Source organism: Reichenbachiella sp. MSK19-1, from assembly GCF_003590315.1.
GTDB classification, from domain to species: Bacteria; Bacteroidota; Bacteroidia; order Cytophagales; family Cyclobacteriaceae; genus Reichenbachiella; species Reichenbachiella agariperforans.
The window spans coordinates 1,075,788-1,096,908 of record NZ_MIER01000002.1; the positions used below are offsets into that span (position 1 = coordinate 1,075,788).

Here is a 21,121-nt window from a genome sequence, read left to right on the forward strand (position 1 = left end):
CGTTAAGTTTGATGGGAGGGGTAGTATTGTTGCTATCGTTTGCATGTAGTCCCACTGAATCTTTTCTCGATGAGGAACAGGGGAAACCCAATTCAAGTAGTAAAGTGGAATTCCCCACTTTAAGTTCAAAGAAGCCTATAGTTAGAATGTATTACGATGTTGAGTCAGTCTCTCATATTCATATACTAATGGTCAAGAAGATGAGTTCTTTGGAGAAAATAATATGCCGTATGTGAGTCATAAAAAGTTTTACTATGAAGTAAGTGTATTTTAATGAGGACTATGGCGTGATGGTGAGTGAGACTGGGTATGAAGAGAGTAGGTTGATTTTAAATGGAACAAGAGGATATGATACGTTTTTTAGGGGTAATATTTAATTCATTCTGCCTTCTAGTGATTTTAGCAGGTTGTTCCTTGTTTGACAAGGAGCAACCTGCTCCACGAGAAGTCGTCAATGAGGAAGGAGTGGTGATCGAGAAGAAACCAATTTGGAAGGTTGATTTGTATGATGATACCAAAGACTTGGTTTGGTCATTTTTATCTCCAATTCTTTATGACGACATGGTCATCACTCCGTCGAGTCTGTTAGATACAGATCGGTCGTGGGCACTCTGGGCTTTTACTATCGATGAGGGTAAGAAGGTTTGGTCATGGGCAGAACCGAACAAACAATCATGGTCCAATCAGTTAAGAGGTTCAGGGAAAGTTTCGAATCTTTGGATAGAGAAGGAATATAATGGGTACAATGCTGATAATTTTTATGCCATTGATCTCAACTCGGGAGAGACTGTTTGGTCACAGAACCGTCCAGGGTCATGGGCAGGAGATGTGTTTGTGTATGGTGATAAGTACTATTATGCGCAGTTTCCTATGGAAGCCCCCTACTATGGTAGGTACTGTGCGGTATATGAGGGAGATGTGTATAGTACGGATCATGAAATCTACCTAGTTCCGGAGACGGATAGCATTAGGCTAAGCCCTAACAATCATTTGGGTTTTGTAGACAATCCTCTTGTTTTTGAAGGAGAGGATGCAGTTCAGTACATGCTTATCCCTTTTTCGGAATATCAATTGGAACCAGGGACAGAGTTTCCTACTCACTATGGCAATCTATACATGGCACTATACGACATGGACGCAAAAGAGTATGTCTATAGCAAGGCACTGGTGGCTACAGAGGTACAGGCACTGGTGGATGAAGTGCCGATGATCTATGAAGACCGTTTGATACTATTCAATATTCGTGACGAGGTGATCGCTTTCGACCTCTATACTGGAGATGTCGTGTGGCAGAACCACTACGATCAGGGGGCATTCAGCATGATACTCGTCAACTCTGTACTGGTGATGTCACAGCAACTGGGAGATGAGACCTATGCCTATGGTCTGGATCCTGAGACGGGTCAGCAGCTGTGGGTTCGTCCTTCGGGAGGAGGAGCCAGTGATATGCAGGAGCTCAATGGTGTGGTGTATTGGAAGGACCGAGGAGATGCTAGTCTATATGCTGTAGATGGCCTGACAGGAGAGTTGATATGGAGGCTGGGCGATCCAGACCCTGAATCCAACTCCTGGTGGAAGTCCGACGGAGTAGCCGTATTGCCTGGAGAGAATGGAGAGAAGGGTAGGGTATTTGCCAGTTCACACTTGCGTTTCTATTGTTTTGAAGCAGCGAGATAATGATATATAGTAAACCGTATTTTAACAACCTAAACACCAACTAAGATGAAGAAGGTACTAACAGTAGTGGCCACATTGTTTCTTTTAAGCTTTTCCTCCATGGCACAGTCCGATACAGTGGCTATGGTGACACGCCATGTCAACCATGTCATGATCGGATACACAGGGATACTTTTTCAAATCGGGCTTCAGAGCGAATTTAAAATAGCCAAGCGCTGGACTTTGATGACGCAAGCCGCTTACGAGCATACGATATTTATCAAGTCAATGAATATGAAGGGCTACCAAATGATGTTAGAACCAAGGTTTTATTATAACCTAGAAAAGCGAATGAGGACAGGGAGAAATATAGGTTACAATAGTGGTAATTATTTCTCACTCAGGACAGAAGCTAGATATGCTCAATTTGAATTCATTACGATGATGAAAGATTTTGGGCTGGCTAATGATGATCATTTTTATGCGATTACTGCTATGCCTACCTGGGGAATGAAAAGAGTTTATAGAGAAAGATGGGGGCTAGATGTATCAGGAGGATTAGGCGCTATATGGTTGACGACCTTTGAGGAAGATACTGTAGATGACTATAGTGTAGGGTTATGGTTTCATACCACTGTCGCTTTAAGTTATAGGTTTTAATTGTAGGAGATAGCCTGTTGGGGTTAACTCTCCTTCGTGTTCACGCTACGACGGAAGAAGTTTCCCTGCGCTCTGCGTCGAATAGAAATCTATTCCATTTAATACCTCGATTTAGCGTCGGGGTATTCTTGAAGTCGGGCAGGCTGTAGAGTGCTCGCAACTCTTACCGCAAGGGGGTTCGCTGATAGCTCCATTGTCGTTTCAGCGTATGACGATTATAACCTAGCTTCTCGAAAATTATTTTGGTACTGTTAGCGCATATCGTAGGGTTGCTCATAGGTACAAAAAAAGCTCAGACAATTGACTGTCTGAGCTTTGATATATAACTAGATGTCCGTACTAACCTGTCGGACGAAAAGGCTGTTGATATTACATCATGCCGCCCATGCCGCCGCCCATAGGAGGCATAGCTGGAGCACCACCTTCTTCAGGCTTGTCTGCTACTGCTGCTTCGGTAGTCAATAGTAGCGCTGCGATAGAAGCCGCATTCTCTAGTGCCAGTCGAGTCACTTTGGTAGGGTCGATGATACCTGCTTTGAACATCTCTTCATAGACGTCTGTTCTAGCGTTGTAACCATAGTCACCTTTACCTTCTCTTACTTTGTTGACGACTACAGAAGGCTCGCCACCTGCATTGCTCACGATCGTTCTCAATGGAGATTCGATCGCTAGTCTTACGATATTGATACCTGTGTTTTGATCTTCGTTTTCCAAAGTCAATCCATCTAGTGATGCGATCGCTCTGATCAGTGCAACACCACCACCTGCTACGATACCTTCTTGTACAGCAGCTCTAGTAGCGTGTAGTGCATCGTCTACTCTGTCTTTCTTCTCTTTCATCTCTACCTCAGTAGCAGCACCGATGTAAAGAATCGCTACACCACCTGCCAATTTGGCTAGACGCTCTTGTAGTTTTTCCTTGTCATAGTCAGACGAAGTGTTTTCCATCTGCTGCTTGATTTGGTTGACACGTGCTTCGATATCCGCTGCAGCACCTGCACCGTTTACGATAGTCGTGTTATCCTTATCAATGTTGATTTTCTCAGCAGTACCTAGGTACTCCAAAGTAGCGTTTTCTAGATTGTATCCTCTTTCTTCAGAGATGACAGTACCACCAGTCAAAATTGCGATGTCTTCTAACATAGCTTTTCTTCTGTCACCAAAGCCAGGTGCTTTGACAGCAGCTACTTTGAGAGAACCTCTGATTTTGTTGACTACCAATGTCGCTAGAGCCTCACCATCTACATCTTCTGCGATGATCAATAGTGGACGTCCTTGCTGAGATGTAGCTTCGAGTACAGGGAGCAATTCCTTCATCGTAGAGACTTTCTTGTCGTAGATCAAGATGTAAGGATTCTCTAGCTCAGTTTCCATTTTCTCTGTGTTAGTCACAAAGTAAGGAGAAAGATATCCTCTGTCAAACTGCATACCTTCTACAGTTTTAACTTCGGTCTCAGTTCCTTTTGCTTCCTCGACAGTAATGACACCATCTTTACCTACTTTGTCCATTGCATTGGCGATCATTTGACCGATTTCAGCATCGTTGTTAGCAGATACAGTGGCTACTTGAGCGATTTCTTCAGAGCCTTTGATTTCTTTAGATTGTTTTTTGAGGTTTTCTACGACAGTAGCTACTGCTTTATCGATTCCTCTTTTGAGATCCATCGGGTTAGCACCTGCAGCTACGTTTTTGATCCCGTGACCGAAAAGTGCCTGAGTCAATACAGTAGCGGTAGTTGTACCATCACCTGCATCGTCAGCAGTTTTAGAAGCCACTTCTTTCACGAGCTGTGCGCCCATGTTTTCGATTGGCTCACTTAGTTCGATTTCTTTGGCTACTGATACGCCATCTTTGGTTACTGTCGGTGCACCAAATTTCTTATCAAGTATTACATTTCTACCCTTAGGGCCTAATGTTACTTTTACAGCGTCTGCTAGTAGATCAACTCCTTTTTTTAGTTTGTCTCTAGCGTCAGTGTTGAAAAATATATCCTTTGCCATTATTCTATGTATTAAAAATCTAGATTGAAAAAAATGATTAAAGTGTTCCGAATACGTCAGAGTTTCTCATGATGAGGTAGTCACTACCTTCTAAAGAAACCTCTGTTCCAGAGTATTTACCATAAAGTACTTTATCTCCTACTTTTACAGTAACAGGCTTGTCGTCTGTTCCTTCACCAACAGCTACAACAATACCTTCTTGTGGTTTTTCTTTGGCAGTGTCTGGAATGATAATTCCTGAAGCAGTTTTCTCTTCTGCAGCAGCAGATTCAACCAAGATGCGGTCTTCGTTTGGCTTAAAGTTTACTTTTGACATTTTACTTATCGTTTATGATTTTTTGAAAGTTATAAATCTACCAGAGCTATATCATTTCTTGTGCCAATCGATTTTGACAGTGAAAAGACTGACAAAATAGCGGGGTGATGGGCAAGAGAGAGGGAGTAGGTTGACTAATGTGACAGCATTGCAGTGGGTACAAAAAAAGTCCTGACAAATATGTCAGGACTTCAAGGCCTTTTTTAGCTGTTCGAGGTTTATTCAGCTTCTTCTGTAGCCTCTTCGATTGCTGGTAATTCTTCAGTCGCTGCTGGAGCTTCCTCTTCCATATTCAAGCTGGGAGAAATGGCTTTGTCTTGTGCACTTTCGATGTTTGGGCTGACGAACTCACCGCTCTCGTTGGCAGAGCCAATCAAGAATTTGGTGGACATAGTCAATACGATAAGTGCGATGGCCAATGACCATGTCATTTTTTCTAATAAGTCACCTGTTTTCTTTACACCCATCAATTGAGAAGTGCCAGATCCACCAAACTGACTTGTCAATCCACCGCCTTTAGAGTTCTGTGCTAGGATGACCAAGATAAGGACGATTGCTACGATGACAATCAATGTAATGATAGTTGCAAACATTTATAATTTATTTAGTTTTTCAATTTGAGACGCAAAGTAAGCCTTTTTTTGAGGATTTTTCAAAATTAATTTCTGATAGATCTCAATGGCTCTTAGTGTTTTTCCTTGTGCAGTTAATATTGCAGCAAGGTTTTCGGTGATGACTTCTTCAGGGAAAGCGGTGCTTTTCGAGGAGAGGTCTTCAGTGTTTTCTGGGAGGCTTTTCGCTCCTTTAGATACTTTGATGCTAGGATTAGACTCTATAAAGGAATCTATGATAGAATTTTGGATATCTTTTGGAGCCTTTTCCTTATTTATTTTAGTCGTTTTTTTTTTATCCTCTTCTGAGTCCTCGTTTGTTTTTTTCTTCGATTTAGGTTTTTCGGAGGTTAGTTTTTTTGATGTCTTGATAGAGGCCGATACTCTGAATTTTGGAGAGCTTTTGAGTGATGATTTCTTTTTGTCATCTGTGTCATCTGTATCGGTAGATTTCTCTGTTTTTTTAGTCGTGGTTTTCTTGGTGGTGGAGGCCTTTTTTGTTGTTGTTTTCTTTGCAGTGGAGGTCGCTTTTTTGGTAGCAGGCTTCTTTGTTTCAGTAGCTGTTTTTTTCTTAGCGGTTGGTTCTTTGGTCTTGGTTACTTTTTTTGTAACTGGTTTTTTAGTCTCTAGTTTTTCTTCAGCAGCAGGCTCTTTCTCTTGTTTGGTCTCAATACCTTCTTCACGCTTTGGCTTTGTGAAGTTGTGTGGACGTTTTAGGATAGCCAGACGGAATTTTTTATCTCCTCGTGATGCGCCAGGTACTAGTTTTAGACTGCTTCTTTCTTGGTTGATGTTTTCTAGATCTTCGTCCGTAGGTTCAGGCGTTAGCTCTAGGTTTTCACTTTCAGCTATTTCATCCTCACTAGGGTCTTCTATTTTGGCTTTGCTCTCTTTTTTTATTTTTTCAGGTGTGTCGACTGTTGTATTTGCTTCTTCTTTATGCTCTTCGACGTGAGGCACAACTGCTTCAATTTCCGCTTCTATCTTTTCAGATACTTCTGACGAAATTTCATTGGGTTGACTGGATTTATTTTCTTCTGCTTCTACCTCTTCACTGACCTTGTCTACGATTTGTGAGAGTTCTTCGCTGGAGATGAGGTTTTCTTCTTTTTTAGTCTCCTTGATGGTCTTTTTGCTGAGGTTTTCTGGGGCTTCTTGCGGGACAGGGATTGGACTATTGAAATTATAGACCATTTCTGGTTCTAATTCTACGACAGACTCATCTACTACAGGTGTGTCAGATTCATCATCTGGAATAATGGTAGTAGGGGTAGGGACCTCTTCTGTTTTTTCTGTTATTTTTTCTTCCTTAACAGACTGTTTGTCAGAGTCTTCTATATTTTCAACTTCTTCCTTTTTTTCTTCGGGAGCAGATTGTGCTATTTCGTTCTCTAAAGCTTCGAAATTAGCATCGATCTCTTCGATATCGGGACCATCCGATACGTCAGCGCTTTTACTTGAAGACTGATAACTACTCTCGGGTATAATCTTTTCTGGCTCGACAGGAGATGGTGCAGAAGGAGTTTTTTCTTCTTTAGGAATTTTTGCTTCTGGATTTTCTTCTTCGGTTTCTGCTGGGGTATCTTGTGTGCTTTTCTTTACTTCTTCAACCTTTGCATCGACTTGTGCTTCGATAGATGCTAGCTCTTTTTTGAATGCATCTTCGTCATCATTGTTTTCAGTGATAGGTTGGTCAGCGTCTCGTGAGATAGGTGTTGCTTTTGCTTCTTCGGCATTTACTTCATCTGCGACTTGCTTTTTGAGCTGTTCATAGATGTCTTGTTCAACTGTATCACTTACATCGACCTCTTCCTCTTTTTCTACCTCTATCTTTTTATCAACTGGCTTAATAACAATCTCCTCAGGGTGATTTTTTTCATATTCTAAGTAGCTTTCTCGACTGGATTTCCAGTTTTCCAGATTGGAATAGACCTCTTCTATGAATTTATCCAAATTACCTGTCGCAGGGGTGGGTGCTTGAGGTGTACTCGGAGAAGGAGCTGCCTTGGTTGTCTGCTGTACCTTAGTAGGGCTAGGTTTAGCATTGGTTTTTCTTGTGCTAGTTGCTAGTAGGTATTGTTTGAAGACTGCACGATTGGTGGCATAAACGGCTGCAGTACTCATTCTTTTGGGGGTAGAAGGGAGTTTTTTCGCTTTGCTAGCCTTGGCTAGTACAACATGACCATTTTGAAAAAACGGATATTGTTGAACTAGTTTTTCCAGTGCTTTTATCTCTAACTCAGATGCTTGATCTGCGGCTCCTACTAACTCAATAAACTTCTGCTTATTCAAAGGTGTGTGTGGTTTATGCTAAACGCTAAAGTTAATAAAATTTACCAATTCGCAACAGAGCTGTTAAATATATCCAATATGATTTGATCAAAGATTTCTTCCACGAATTCTTCCTCGTTGGCTGACAAATCTTGGGCGTTTTGATCAAAGTCTATGAAGAACGAAAAGGTCTTGTCAAAATCATAGGTGTCATCCTTGGTGTTGACGTAGACTGCATCTACATATATAGTGATCCTAGTGAGGCTGGTTAGATCGATATTACTGTCGTCTTGAGCTGCTGTGACTGCTACGGGGGTGAGTGTATAATTGGAGATGGCTCCTTCTAACTGTAGGTCACCATCGTTATCTACAAGTACCAGGTTGGTATTTTGTAGAAAGTAATCCCGGACACTTTCTGTGAAAGTAATACTCATGTTGGACGGACCTAGCGGGGCATTGTTGTAGAACGTTGGGATAGAAATAGTCTTGACATCTGCTGAGATAGATGCACCTGTGAAGGAGTAGACTCCACAAGAAGTACTCAGTGTGCAGCCTAGCAAAAGGATCATTAGGTTAATCTTCCAATTCATATTGTTTGATTTTTCTGTAGAGGGTTCGTTCGGATATGCCCAGATCGAGTGCTGCGTATTTTCTTTTGTTTTTATTTTTTCTCAAAGCCTTGATGATGAGTTCTTTCTCTTTTTTCTCGATAGAAAGCGAATCGTCATCTTCCGTTTCGTGCGCAATATCTTCAATTTTATCCAACTCGTATGTCGAAACATTATTAGAAGAAGGAGATATCAATAGAGGTTCGTCGTTTCGCGAGCTTTCTGGTTTGCTTTGGTATTTGTTGTCTACTATTTCTAGATTTTGAAATAGAGTTTTGTGCTCTTTGAGGATTTCGGTGTTAGAATTTTCGTCGTTGAGCATGTCATGGATCAACTTCTTTAATTCTGTCACATCTTTTTTCATCTCGAAAAGAATCTTATATAAGATGTCTCTTTCAGAAAAACCTCCGTCTTGCCCACTAGACTCTTTCTTTTCTATAGGAGCAGGGAGGTAGGAATTGTCAGTAGGGAGGTAGGTAGCTAGCTTGGCAGCATCTAGCGTTCTGTCCATCTCCAGTACTGAGATTTGTTCCACAATATTTTTAAGTTGTCGGATGTTGCCAGGGAATCTAAATTTGTTGACGAGCTGTTTGGCATTGTCTGTCAGTTTGATTGGCTCGACGTGATACTGCTCGCCAAAATCGAATGCAAATTTCCTAAACAGTAACTCTATGTCTGCACCGCGTTCTCTTAGGGGTGGTACATATATAGGTACGGTATTCAGTCTGTAGTAGAGGTCTTCTCTGAACTTACGGTTTTGAACAGCACCTAGCAAGTTTACATTGGTGGCAGCAATGACTCGTACGTTGGTTTTGAGAACTTTGGATGAGCCTACTTTTAGGAATTCGCCATTTTCTAGTACTCTAAGTAGCCTGGCTTGAGTACTGACTGGCATTTCACCAATTTCGTCTAAGAATATAGTCCCTCCGTCGGTCACTTCGAAGTAGCCCTTTCTGGCTTCATGCGCGCCAGTAAAAGACCCTTTCTCATGCCCAAATAGCTCAGAGTCTATCGTCCCTTCTGGGATTGCACCGCAGTTGATGGCGATGAATTGACCATGTTTTCGCTTGCTCAGCGAATGGATGATCTTGGAGAAAGACTCTTTTCCACTACCACTTTCTCCGGTGATCAATACACTCATGTCTGTAGCTGCAACTTGCGCTGCTACATTGATGGCTTGGTTGAGCAGGTGAGAATTACCTATGATGCCAAAACGCTGCTTAATAGATTGAATGTCAGATTCTTTCAAGGCTGATTGTTAGTTTTCGATTAAAGTTCCAAAAAGAGTTCCTGTCGTACTGTCGTTGATTTTGACTGTGACGTATTCACCTTTTTTATGATTCCCTTTATCGAAAATCACTACTTTATTAGTTGTTGTACGTCCGAAGAGTTGTTCTTCAGATTTTTTGGAAGTCCCCTCGATGAGTACTTCGAATTCTTTGCCTACATCTCGACGGTTGGTTTCTCTAGAGCACTCGTTTTGTAGTTCGATGATCTCGTTTAGACGCCTTTTCTTGATGTCCAATGGGATGTCATCTTCGTATTTTTTCTCAGCGAGAGTGCCAGGTCTTTCAGAGTAGAAGAACATATAAGACAGGTCATACTTGACATACCTCATGAGCGAGAGCGTATCCTGATGCTCTTCTTCTGTTTCGCTGCAGAATCCTGTGATCATGTCACTAGATAGTCCACAGTCTTCACCTAGGATTTCTTTGATTTTGTCCACTCTGTTGATATACCACGCTCTATCATAGGTGCGGTTCATCATATCGAGAATTCTAGAGTTACCGCTTTGTACGGGGAGATGGATGTATTTGCAGATGTTGTCGTGTGCTTTCATCGTATGCAATACTTCGTCCGTGATATCCTTTGGGTGAGAAGTTGAGAATCTGACACGGAGTTTTGGGTCTACTTTAGCAACCATTTCGAGTAGGTTGGCGAAGTTGATCACTTCTTGTATATCAGACTTTTCGAGTTTGGCTTTATTGTTCTGTTCTGCCGACCATTTGTATGAATCGACATTTTGCCCGAGTAGGGTGACTTCTTTAAAGCCTTTGTCGAATAGATCTTGGGCTTCTTTGACTATAGAGAACGGGTCACGACTTCTTTCTCGTCCTCTAGTAAAGGGCACTACACAAAATGAGCACATGTTGTCACAGCCACGCATGATGGAGATGAATGCCGTCACCCCGTTGGAGTTTAGTCGGACAGGGCTGATGTCTGCATAGGTTTCTTCTCGGGAGAGAAAAGTGTTGACTGCTTTTTGACCAGACTCTACTTCGCCTAACAGGTTGGGTAAGTCGCGGTAGGCATCAGGGCCTACAACTAAGTCTACTATTTTTTCTTCCTCTAGAAATTTAGATTTCAAACGCTCGGCCATGCACCCCAATACACCGATGACCATCTCTGGACGCCTCTTTTTGGCTGCATTGATGTGGTTAAGTCTGTTACGTACCGTTTGCTCAGCTTTTTCTCTGATCGAACAGGTGTTGAGGAATGTCACGTCGGCATCTTCTAGGGAAGACGTAGTGGTGTACCCTTGTTCTTTCATGATAGAAGATACGATCTCACTGTCTGAGAAATTCATCTGACAGCCATAACTCTCTATATACAGCTTTTTCTTGCCCGTATTGCCTTCCTCTATAGATACACGAACTTCTTCTTGTTCTTGCTCTGTTCCATTTAGAATGTCTAAATCACTTATGAGTCCTTTCATTCTCTCGATTTACTTTTAAGCTGTGCTTGTACTAATTATTTCCAAACACAAAGATAGAAAAACAGGACATATTGTCAGTTCAATGTGGTAGAATCTTGAGACCTTTGTATTCATTATTTATCAATAACTTGGATGGTAGGGAAATAGGGCTTTATAAAGTCCGTTTCTAGAATAGAATGTTTTCGGATGAGCTATAGTAAGATCAATTTTTCGTGGGGGATTAAATGTGCGGTAGGTATTATCTGTTTGCTTTTCATTCAGCAGAGGATAACTTTTGCACAGGAGACTGTTGTCTACATCAAGCTTGACGAAAGTCAGACCGGAAATAGCGCTGCTCGTTCTACAAATAATATTTTGGTAGTTAGTGATCTATCGAGTAATAAAAGTGTGAAAACGGTTCGTTCTCTACAGTCTACGTCATCACTAGCCCAAGCAAGAACCCACCATGAAGAAAGTAGATACCTAAAAGGAATCTATAAGCTTACAGTGAATCAAGGAGAAGAAGACGGACTGATTCGAGCATTGAAAGCCTATGACAATGTAGTTGCTGTAGAACCTGAACCTGAGTTTGAGATTCTTCTCGTTCCTAACGATGAAAGGATTGGAGATCAAAATTCGCTAGGTTTGATTCAAGCGTATGCGGCGTGGGATATTACCAAAGGGAGTAGTGATATCCTCATAGGTGTGAGTGATACAGGGTTTGATTTGGATCACGAAGACTTAGTCGGGAATCTGTATCACAATGAGGGAGACCCAATCAATGGCGAGGATGATGATGGCAATGGTTACATAGATGACTATATTGGGTGGGACATGGGAGACTATGACAATGATCCGAGTTATGCAGCCCGTGAGAGCAACTCTCACGGGAGTAATGTAGCTGGGGTAATATCCGCAGTACCTAACAATGAAATAGGAATAGCAGGCATAGCGTACAATAGCAAATTCTTGCCACTCAAGCTTGCTCGTTCGTCGGATGGAGCTTTTAGTGGTTCGTATGAGACGATTGTTTATGCTGCCGACATGGGGTGTGATGTGATCAACCTGTCGTGGGGCAACCCTACCTTTCGATCCGAAATCGCACAGTCTATCATTAACTATGCGGTACTGGAGCAGGATATGGTGGTGGTCGCTGCAGCAGGCAATACAGAGGCAGAGTTGAATTTTTTTCCAGCAAGCTATGACCATGTTTTGTCTGTAGCGATGAGCAACAGTAGTGATGAGAAATTTGAACAAGCAACGTGGAGTTACTATGTAGATCTGATGTCACCAGGCCAATCTATTCTGTCGACCAATATCAATGATGAGTACTTCTACAATTCAGGATCATCATTTTCTTCACCCGCTGTAGCTGCTACTGCTGCTTTGGTCAAATCAGTTTTTCCATCCATGTCAGCAATTCAAATCATGGAGCAAATCCGAATGACCACTGATGATGTGTACGCCGTTGGGAGCAACATGGACTACTATGGGAAGCTGGGCAAGGGGCGACTCAATGTGCTAAGAGCTGTTTCTGAAAAGGGAGTGGCTGCTATGCGATCTTTTGATATGCGCTATACTGCGAAGCACGGAGATACAATATATGCAGGAGATACAGTAGATGTTATGCTCAGCTATGTCAACCACCTACGTGCGTTGACATCAGCCAAGGTTTCTGTGCAAAGTGCTGCGTCTTATGCGCAGATTCTGAATAATGAGATCGTTTTAGGAAGCCTCTATGAAGGTGATAGTCTATTGGATGTAGCCATAAAAGTTATTCTGTCTAAGAATGCTCCAGCTGATAGTCTATTGAGTTTTCGGATGAACTATAGCGATGCGGAGGGTTATGAGGATTACGAATATTTTCATCTGGAGACGGCACCAGCTTATGTAGAATTACAGAATTCTAACATCCAGCAAACGATCGCTTCGAATGCTAACTTATGCTATGCTACTGATGTGTACAGGGATGGAGATGGTTTGTTTTATGATCAATTGCAGGTCGCAGCTTTTATGGGAATAGCGATAGGAACGCATCCAGATTCGGTATCAGACAATATTATTCATGACTTTAGCACGCTTACTAGAGATTTAGATTTCAAGTCCCTGATAGATATTAAGCCTTATGACAGGTCAGATATGGACGCCTATGCGAGAGGTTCGTTTACAGACAGTCTATCTACTAGACCTTTGGGGATACTGGTGGAACAAGAGGTGCTACTGTGGGATGATGAGGTAAACAGGGATTTTGTGATTCACGAATATCGATTAACCAATACTACAGATCAATTGAAGGATTCGGTGTGTTTTGGGTTTTACGCTGATTTTAATATCGAAGATGCCCAAGCTAATTTTTCCTACTGGGATAACGAAAACGGAATGGGATACACAAACTCTAACGAGGATGGAGAGGTCATGGTGGGGATGGGGTTACTCTCCACTCAGTCACCTGTGTTTCATGCGATCGACTTGAATAACGCTGCTTTTGATTCCATTGACATTCCGGATTTATTCACAGATTCCTTGAAGTATGATTTTATGACAACTGTCAAAGATACTGCAGGTGGAGAGCAGGGAAACAATGTGGCGCAGATGTTGACGGCACATATAGATGCTTTGGGTGCACAAATGTCTGAAAAAGTCGCTTATGCCATTGTGTTTGGGAGTTCGCATGACGAACTGGTGGCAAACCTAGAGAAGGCCAAAGTTAAGTATAACTTATTTCTCCAGCGGCCAGCATTGAACTGGTCTCAACTGACGTGTGAAAATCAGGAGATAGCTCTAGACAATGACGAAGAATTTAGAATATACGCTGATGTAGCAGGGACACAACTGATCAAAGAGGGGGCTGACCTTAGTTTGGATGGATTCGCAAAAGATTCGGTACTTTACTATCAGGAGATAGTAAAGGGATACAGTTCGGATATGTACAAGATGTATTTTGAGATTTTCAATCCCGAAGTAAAATTTAGAGCGGATCCAGAGGTCTACTATTTGGGTGATAACGAATCCAATCGGGTGCAATTTATAGATCAGAGTCTAACGGCCGTAAGTTGGTCTTGGGCTTTTTCTAATGGTTATTTTTCTTCTGCAAAAAACCCTTATACAACGTTTGATGAGATTGGTAGCTACGCCGTGTCTCTGAATGTAGAGACTGAATTAGGATGTTCAGCATCGGAGATAGTGTCGTATGAGGTAAAAGAGAGAGGAGATGCCCCTGTAGTCTCTGATGGCTTAGTCTGCTCAGGAGAAAGTGCAGAAATATCAGCGAGTAACTCGGTACCAATTCGCGTCTATGCTACGCAGAGTAGTAGTGTGATCTTGTTCGAAGGAGAAGTATGGAATACACCGATCCTTTATACAGATCAAACCTATTACGTGACGTCTGTCGCTACTGAGAATGAAAGTGTCAGAGTGCCAGTTAGTATCACAGTAGACCCAGTAAGAGCTAAATTCACCTATCAACCCGATACGACTGACTTGTCTTCTAGCGAAATGTTACTGGCTATAGATGCTAGTATTCATGCAGAAAATGTCCTTTGGCGAGTGGACAATCAAGAGGTTGGGACAGCGAGCAGTATAGTAGAGAATGTGTCAGACCTAACTCAAATGCAGATTAGTCTAGAAGCGACGAGCGAAAACGGATGTGTTAATCTGACAGAAGAGACAGTGATATTTGCTACCAGTACTCAGCCCGGTATCAATGAGCAGACTTTAAAAAGAGTATGTCGTCATGATCTGGTTTACTCGTCACCCATCTATGGAGAGTATTTTGCATTTTATGCAGATGAAGAACTAACAATGCTAATAGCCAAAGGGAAAGATGCGATGTTAGGACCTGTTTTGACTGACACTTCATTCTATGTTACCAATATTACAGACTATCATGAGAGCAATGCGGTGGAACTTGAGGTTAGACTCAAAGCATTTGACCCAGAGTTGGACATGACTCCAGCATTTTTATATATAGAAGAAGGGCAACATGCGCAGTTCACCGTTAGTCCTGATGCGACGATAGCTAGTTATCAGTGGTACATAGATGGAGACTGGGTGGATCAGGTAGATACATTGAATTATACATTTTTTGATACTGGGGATTATGCCATGGCAGTAGTAGTGGAAAGTAATGAGGGATGTGTGGACACGTTAGAGGCTATCTATGAAGTGAAACATATACTGACCGTTAGTGACGATGCACGTAGCAGTATTGTAGTGTATCCTGTACCAGCCAAGTCTCAATTATATGTAGACAGCACTGAGGGGGAGGCTGTACTGCATTATTTATACAACTCATTAGGACAGTCAATGGATTATGAGTTGATGCAGTATGATGGACCGATGCTTATCAATGTAGCTCATTTGCCTAGTGGTATATATTTTCTAGTAGGTTCAGTGGATGACAAGACCTTCTATATTCAGTTTACAAAGCAATAACTAGAACTATTTATATAATATTTTATATTTCTTGTAGAATTTACTATGATTAAGTAAATTTCCATATAGCGGTTTTGATAAGTGCCTCTATTTGAGCTAATTTCAAGACTTAATTGAGTCATTTGTACTCAACCAATCAAAAGCATTTTTATAAAGAGATATTTGAACTGATGAGAGTGTCGTATGGTTGCGATCTATCAGTTCTGGGTATAAAACACAGTTCATGTTTACCTATGTAATTAAGATAAGGTTAGGTTAAAGTAGGTTAACTACTGCCTGGTTCTGAGAGATCGGAACCAGGTTTTTTTCTTTAAAACCAACTCAAACCATTATTCGTCGTTAATTTAGCTTTCGTTTTATAACAAACTGATATTGCTGAATTATTGCTTTATGAAATTGACACGTCTGATTGCCTTTTTGCTTGTCCTAAGCACTTCTCATTTCGTCTTTTCTCAAAAACCTAAACAACCCACTTCTGCAGAGATACTACATCGCTTGCAAAAGTTGAATGTGCTGGGATCTGCACTCTATGTGGCGGCACACCCTGATGATGAAAACACACGATTGATTACCTATCTAGCCAATGAAAAGCACTTTAATACAGCCTATCTGTCTGCTACACGTGGTGATGGAGGACAAAACTTAGTAGGTTCAGAAATTCGAGAGTCTTTAGGGGTGATTCGTACGCAAGAATTACTCGCAGCGAGGAGAACTGATGGAGGACAACAATATTTTAGTCGAGCCAATGATTTTGGCTATTCTAAGACTCCAGAAGAGACGTTTAACATCTGGGATAGAGATCAGGTATTGTCAGATTTTGTGCGTGTGTTTAGACAGCATAAACCAGATGTGGTGATTACGAGATTTCCAGAAGACGGTCGTGGTGGACATGGACATCACACTGCTTCGGCGATTTTAGCGAGAGAGGCTTTTTCATTGGCAGCTGATCCCAATGCCTACCCTGAGTCTGCTCAAAAATTTGGTACATGGCAGGCGAAGCGATTGGTGTTCAATACTCATCCGTATTTTTTTAGAGGAGCGGATGGGCAGTTTCACCCAGAAGGATTGCTCTCAGCAGATTTGGGAGGGTACAACCCGATGCTGGGCAAATCTTACACAGAGATAGCGGCAGAGAGTCGCAGCATGCACAAGAGTCAGGGGTTTGGTACGACAGGTTCTCGTGGGGTATCTATGGAGTATTTTCTACATGTAGCAGGAGATTCTGCATCGTTAGACTTGTTAGAAGGTGTAGATCAGACTTGGACTAGAGTCACAGGTGGAGACAAAGTGGGATATCACATTGATAATGCGCTCATGCATTATGATGCAGCTAACCCGACGCTGATTATTTCTGATTTGGTGGCGGCATACAATGCGCTTTCAGACGTAGATGATAAGTATTGGGTCGAGGTGAAAGGACAGGAGATAAAGGATTTGATCAAGGCATGTGCAGGTTTATACTTAGAAGCTAAAGCAGATGTGGAAACATATAATCCAGGAGACTCATTGAAGGTCAGCATAGAGGCAATCAATCGCTCAGATGCCGATATAGAGCTCAATTCGATCGATATCGTCGGGATTCAGTCCTTCGAAGTGAGACAGCAAATGCATCACAACCGTCCGATCAATATGGACAAGAACTACCAGCTCAAAAGTGGTATAGACTATTCTCAACCCTATTGGCTGAAAGAAAAAGGGACTCTCGGGATGTATAAAGTGTCTGACGAAAATTTGATTGGAAAACCTGAGAATGATCCGGCACTTCAGGTTGTTTTTACGATCAAGATAGGAGAGACTTATTTAGACTATAAATTTCCAGTCGTATATAAGAAAAGCGATCCTGTGGATGGAGAAGTATATGAGCCTGTGGTGATTACGACTCCTATATTTACCAATATGATGGATCCTGTGGCTGTGTTTGCTAATGGAGCGGAAAAGGAAATTCAAGTCAAGGTCATCGCAGGTACAGGAGATGTAAAAGGTAAGCTCAGGTTAGAGTTGCCAGCAGGCTGGAAAGCTAAGCCTAAGTCTCAGAAATTTGCATTGGAGGTGAAGGATCAAGAGTCAATTTTTAGTTTTGTGATCACACCTCCTACCAATGCTTCAGAAGGAGTGATACAGGCAGTTGCTAGTGTATCAGGTCAGGATTATAGTTATGCATTGGAACGGATCAACTATGATCATATTCCGAAGCAGACGCTCTTTCCAGATGCGGTGACCAAAGTGGTTAATCTGGACTTGAAAAAGAAGGGAAATCTGATAGGTTATATCGAGGGAGCTGGAGATGATATCCCAGCGAGTTTAGCTCAAATAGGTTACAAAGTAGATGTGTTAGATGCGAGTAAATTAACACTAAACCAACTGACTGCTTACGATGCGGTGATCGTCGGGATTCGAGCTTTTAACACTCAGGAAAGTCTCAAATTTCAGAATAAAACATTGATGTCCTACGTCAACAACGGTGGGACACTTATCGTGCAGTACAATACTTCTCACCGTTTGGTGACAGAAGATATTGCACCCTATCCACTCAAACTGTCAAGAGACAGAGTATCGGTAGAAGAGGCAGAGGTACGATTCCTTAAACCGCAGCATGAGTTGCTCAACAGTCCCAATGTAATCACTGAGAAGGATTTTGACAATTGGACGCAGGAGCGAGGGCTTTATTTTCCTAATGAGTGGGATGATCACTTCGAAGCGATTTTATCAGCCAATGACCCAGGAGAAACACCAAAAGACGGAGGGCTTTTGGTGACCCAATATGGCAAAGGGTATTATATCTATACAGGTTACTCTTGGTTTAGAGAGTTGCCAGCAGGTGTCCCAGGTGCTTATCGCATCTATACCAATATGATTTCTATCGGTAAATAAGTGTGAGGATGAACGAACAAGAAGAAAAGCCTCCATTTTTTCAGACATGGCGGCAGATGTATGGGTTTGTGATTGCAACTCTTTTTGTGATCATTCTATTGTTGTATTGGTTTAGTCAGGCGTTCGTATGAGTACATTAGATTTATTGGTGCTATTTGGTACGCTGGGGTTGATTGTTGGCTATGGAGTTTATAAGACGCTGGGTACGAACAATATGCAGGACTATCTGCTGGGAGGCAATAGTATGAAATGGGGGACGATAGGTTTGTCCGTGATGGCGACACAGGCCAGTGCAATTACATTCATCTCTACACCGGGTCAGGCCTATGAGAGTGGTATGGCTTTCGTTCAAAACTATTTTGGCTTACCGATCGCTTTGGTGATTGTCGCATTTGTTTTTATTCCCATCTATTATCGCCTGAAGGTCTACACAGCCTATGAGTATCTAGAGTCTCGCTTTGATAACAAAACCCGACTGTTGGGTGCATTTTTGTTTTTGGTGCAGCGAGGGCTAGCTGCAGGGATTACTATCTATGCTCCTGCGATTATTCTATCCACTATACTCCACTGGGATCTGACTTACATGATTCTGCTGGTAGGGATACTCGTTATCATCTATACAGTGAGTGGTGGAACCAAGGCGGTTAGTATTACGCAGAAACATCAGATGGCGGTGATTTTGACAGGTATGGTGGTGGCGTTTGGCTTTATCATGTATTATCTCAGTCCTTTTGTGTCATTTTCGGGGGCATTGGAGATTGCTGGGAGCTTGGACAAGCTGAATGCGGTGGATTTTTCTTTGGATTTTGAAAAGCGCTATACAGTTTGGTCAGGAATCCTAGGCGGGTTGTTCTTAGCCTTGTCGTATTTTGGGACGGATCAGTCTCAGGTCCAGCGTTATTTGGGAGGGAAAAATACTGCGGAGAGTAAGATGGGGTTGATGTTCAACGCTGTGATGAAAATCCCAATGCAGTTCTTTATTCTCCTCACGGGAGCGATGCTCTATGTGTTTTATATTTTCTATCCCTCGCCAGTCCACTTCAACGAGAATTCGATCACGGAACTGGAAGCAAAAGTTCCTGGCGTGACGGCAGAAGTACTTGCCAAACACGAGCAACTCTCCGAACAGCGAAAAGCAGCCGCCATAGCATTTAGTCAGTCAGGTGATTTGACGAATGCAAAAGAACAGCTACAGACCGCCACACAAGAACTGGAGGCCAACCGACAGGAAGTCCGAGATTTGATAGGTCGTCACGATGCTTCGATCAAAACCAAAGATTCGGATTACGTATTCTTGACTTTTATCTTGAATTATCTGCCTGAAGGCTTGATTGGACTATTGATTGCTGTGATATTCTCAGCAGCCATGTCGTCTACCTCTGGCGAACTGAATGCCCTCGCATCCACTACCACAGTTGACTTCTATAAGAACGTCATCAATCCCAATGCCACGGATGGGCAGTATGTCATGGCCTCCAAACTGCTAACTGCACTTTGGGGATTTATGGCAATCGGTTTTGCTTTCATGGCACATCAGTCCGAGAACTTGATAGAAATGGTTAATATTCTAGGTTCTATTTTTTATGGGAATATTTTAGGGCTTTTTCTAGTGGCGTTCTTTGTGAAGTATGTGCAGGGTACTGCAGTTTTTTGGGCAGCTATTGTTTCACAGACTTTGGTGATTACGCTATTTCTTACGACTGATATCGGTTATCTGTGGTTCAACTTGATAGGTTGTGCTGGAGTCATTTTGATTTCGATGCTGATCCAAACGGTAAGGGGAGAAAGTTAGAATCCAACTTTAGGCTAAAGTGAATCAGTCTGCTCGTATGAGCTGAACAACTCAATCGTGTAGTCGAGCAATTGAGCATTGCCTGCTTGTCCATGACCAGGAACTACATGTTGGATGTTGCCATATTTTTGTCTGATTTCACGAACAGTGCCTGACCATGTTTGGATATTCCCATCACCTACGTATCCCTCTGTCGCACCGGTCTCTTTGATGAGGCATCCACCAAAAAGCACACTTTCCGGAACGATAGTGCTCACGATGTTGTCCGCTGTGTGTCCTTCTCCGAAGAATTCACTTTGGATTTCCACATCCCCGACTGTAGTCTTGAGGCGATTTTCAAAACCATTTTGTGGCAAAGTTTTATTTGACTCCTTAGCGAGTGTGATAGTATGTTGGTTGGCATAGGAGGGGATATTTGCTGCATGAACAATGTCCAAACCTCCCAGGCAGTCCGAATGAAAATGACTCACAATGACGGCCTCTACAGCTCGGTTGTTTTGCACTGTGACCCAGTGTAGTAATTCGATGGTTGCAGAATCCGTGGTGGGCGTGTCGAAGATAATAGCTTCATTTTCGTCCATATAGATGAGTCCGTTACAGGCCACATTGCCAAAATCCTGAGTTTGTAGATAGGACTCATGGATATAGGTGTTTGCTGTTAGCGGGTAGATTTTGAGATGTTCAGAGGTGTGATTTTCTATCTGCTTTGGTGAGCAGCTATAGATAGTCATGCAGAGACCTGTATATATGAAGATGTTGATGAGTTTCATGGAGTGTTGTTTTGGGAAGCTTATTTCTGTTGTTAATATATTTCGAATCTGGTACATAGACTGTCTATGTAATAGGAAACTTATCAAAAATATAAGAGTGGTCTGTGTTTTTAATTCTAATAGCGATACACGAACACTTATTGCTTGAATCACTTGATCTTAATAATGGACATTAAAAAAACTGTCCTTGCTTTGATACGTCATACCGCGTGTCAAAGCAAAGACAGTTTGTATTTAAGGATTGGAGTAGTTTTAGAGTTTACATTTCTCGGGTAGCTAGGGTTTCAGGCTTTTCTTCTCCGATCAAGATTTGGAATTTTTTGTAGATGTCAACTAGTCGGTGGTTTAGTAGATGAGGTACTCAGGCGGTCAGGATAGTTATACTGGAGAAACGATCTGATCTATAAAATAAACGAATTTGAAATGATATAAAACC

13 protein-coding genes are annotated in these 21,121 nt (G+C 42.1%); 5 read left to right on the top strand and 8 right to left on the bottom strand.

All coding sequences use genetic code 11. The annotated features are described in order from the left end of the window. Positions 1–348 precede the first annotated feature (348 nt). On the top strand, positions 349–1,677 hold the full coding sequence (locus BGP76_RS04545; protein ID WP_158584052.1) for a PQQ-binding-like beta-propeller repeat protein: 1,329 nt from the start codon (positions 349–351) through the stop codon (positions 1,675–1,677). Between the two features lie 45 nt (positions 1,678–1,722). Further along, positions 1,723–2,316, top strand: coding sequence for a DUF3575 domain-containing protein (locus BGP76_RS04550; protein WP_084190290.1), 594 nt, complete (start codon positions 1,723–1,725; stop codon positions 2,314–2,316). 369 nt (positions 2,317–2,685) lie between these two features. Here the strand turns inward: BGP76_RS04550 and groL are convergent, their stop codons facing one another. The 7 genes from groL to miaB form a co-directional block, all read right to left on the bottom strand. Further along, a complete protein-coding gene (groL, locus tag BGP76_RS04555; protein ID WP_119843763.1) occupies positions 2,686–4,317 on the bottom strand; it encodes a chaperonin GroEL in 1,632 nt (543 codons plus the stop codon). 37 nt (positions 4,318–4,354) lie between these two features. Beyond that, positions 4,355–4,633 carry a co-chaperone GroES gene (gene groES, locus BGP76_RS04560; RefSeq protein WP_073118913.1) on the bottom strand — a complete coding sequence of 93 codons (279 nt, stop codon included), beginning with the start codon at positions 4,631–4,633 and terminating at the stop codon, positions 4,355–4,357. Between the two features lie 218 nt (positions 4,634–4,851). Continuing rightward, the gene (secG, locus tag BGP76_RS04565; RefSeq protein ID WP_119843764.1) at positions 4,852–5,226 is read right to left on the bottom strand and encodes a preprotein translocase subunit SecG; all 375 of its coding nucleotides are present in this window, start codon (positions 5,224–5,226) and stop codon (positions 4,852–4,854) included. Beyond that, positions 5,227–7,536 carry a hypothetical protein gene (locus BGP76_RS04570; RefSeq protein WP_119843765.1) on the bottom strand — a complete coding sequence of 770 codons (2,310 nt, stop codon included), beginning with the start codon at positions 7,534–7,536 and terminating at the stop codon, positions 5,227–5,229. Between the two features lie 41 nt (positions 7,537–7,577). Continuing rightward, positions 7,578–8,105 carry an LptE family protein gene (locus tag BGP76_RS04575; RefSeq protein ID WP_073118907.1) on the bottom strand — a complete coding sequence of 176 codons (528 nt, stop codon included), beginning with the start codon at positions 8,103–8,105 and terminating at the stop codon, positions 7,578–7,580. Then, positions 8,089–9,372: a sigma 54-interacting transcriptional regulator gene (locus BGP76_RS04580; protein ID WP_119843767.1), complete on the bottom strand. Its 1,284-nt coding sequence runs from the start codon at positions 9,370–9,372 to the stop codon at positions 8,089–8,091. Before BGP76_RS04580 ends, BGP76_RS04575 begins: the two co-directional genes overlap by 17 nt. Before the next feature lie 9 nt (positions 9,373–9,381). Beyond that, the gene (miaB, locus tag BGP76_RS04585) at positions 9,382–10,839 is read right to left on the bottom strand and encodes a tRNA (N6-isopentenyl adenosine(37)-C2)-methylthiotransferase MiaB (RefSeq protein WP_073118904.1); all 1,458 of its coding nucleotides are present in this window, start codon (positions 10,837–10,839) and stop codon (positions 9,382–9,384) included. A gap of 186 nt (positions 10,840–11,025) precedes the next feature. Between miaB and BGP76_RS04590 the strand changes: the two genes are divergently transcribed. The 3 genes from BGP76_RS04590 (at position 11,026) to BGP76_RS04600 (ending at position 19,915) form a co-directional block, all read left to right on the top strand. Beyond that, positions 11,026–15,252 (top strand): S8 family serine peptidase, encoded by a 4,227-nt coding sequence (locus BGP76_RS04590; protein WP_119843768.1) that lies wholly within the window; start codon positions 11,026–11,028, stop codon positions 15,250–15,252. A 390-nt stretch (positions 15,253–15,642) separates the two neighbouring features. Next, a complete protein-coding gene (locus BGP76_RS04595) occupies positions 15,643–18,123 on the top strand; it encodes a PIG-L family deacetylase (protein WP_119843769.1) in 2,481 nt (826 codons plus the stop codon). 127 nt (positions 18,124–18,250) lie between these two features. After that, positions 18,251–19,915, top strand: coding sequence for a sodium:solute symporter (locus BGP76_RS04600; protein ID WP_119843770.1), 1,665 nt, complete (start codon positions 18,251–18,253; stop codon positions 19,913–19,915). Positions 19,916–19,929: 14 nt separating this feature from the next. Here the strand turns inward: BGP76_RS04600 and bla are convergent, their stop codons facing one another. After that, positions 19,930–20,685 (bottom strand): subclass B1 metallo-beta-lactamase, encoded by a 756-nt coding sequence (bla, locus tag BGP76_RS04605; RefSeq protein ID WP_158584054.1) that lies wholly within the window; start codon positions 20,683–20,685, stop codon positions 19,930–19,932. Positions 20,686–21,121 lie beyond the last annotated feature (436 nt).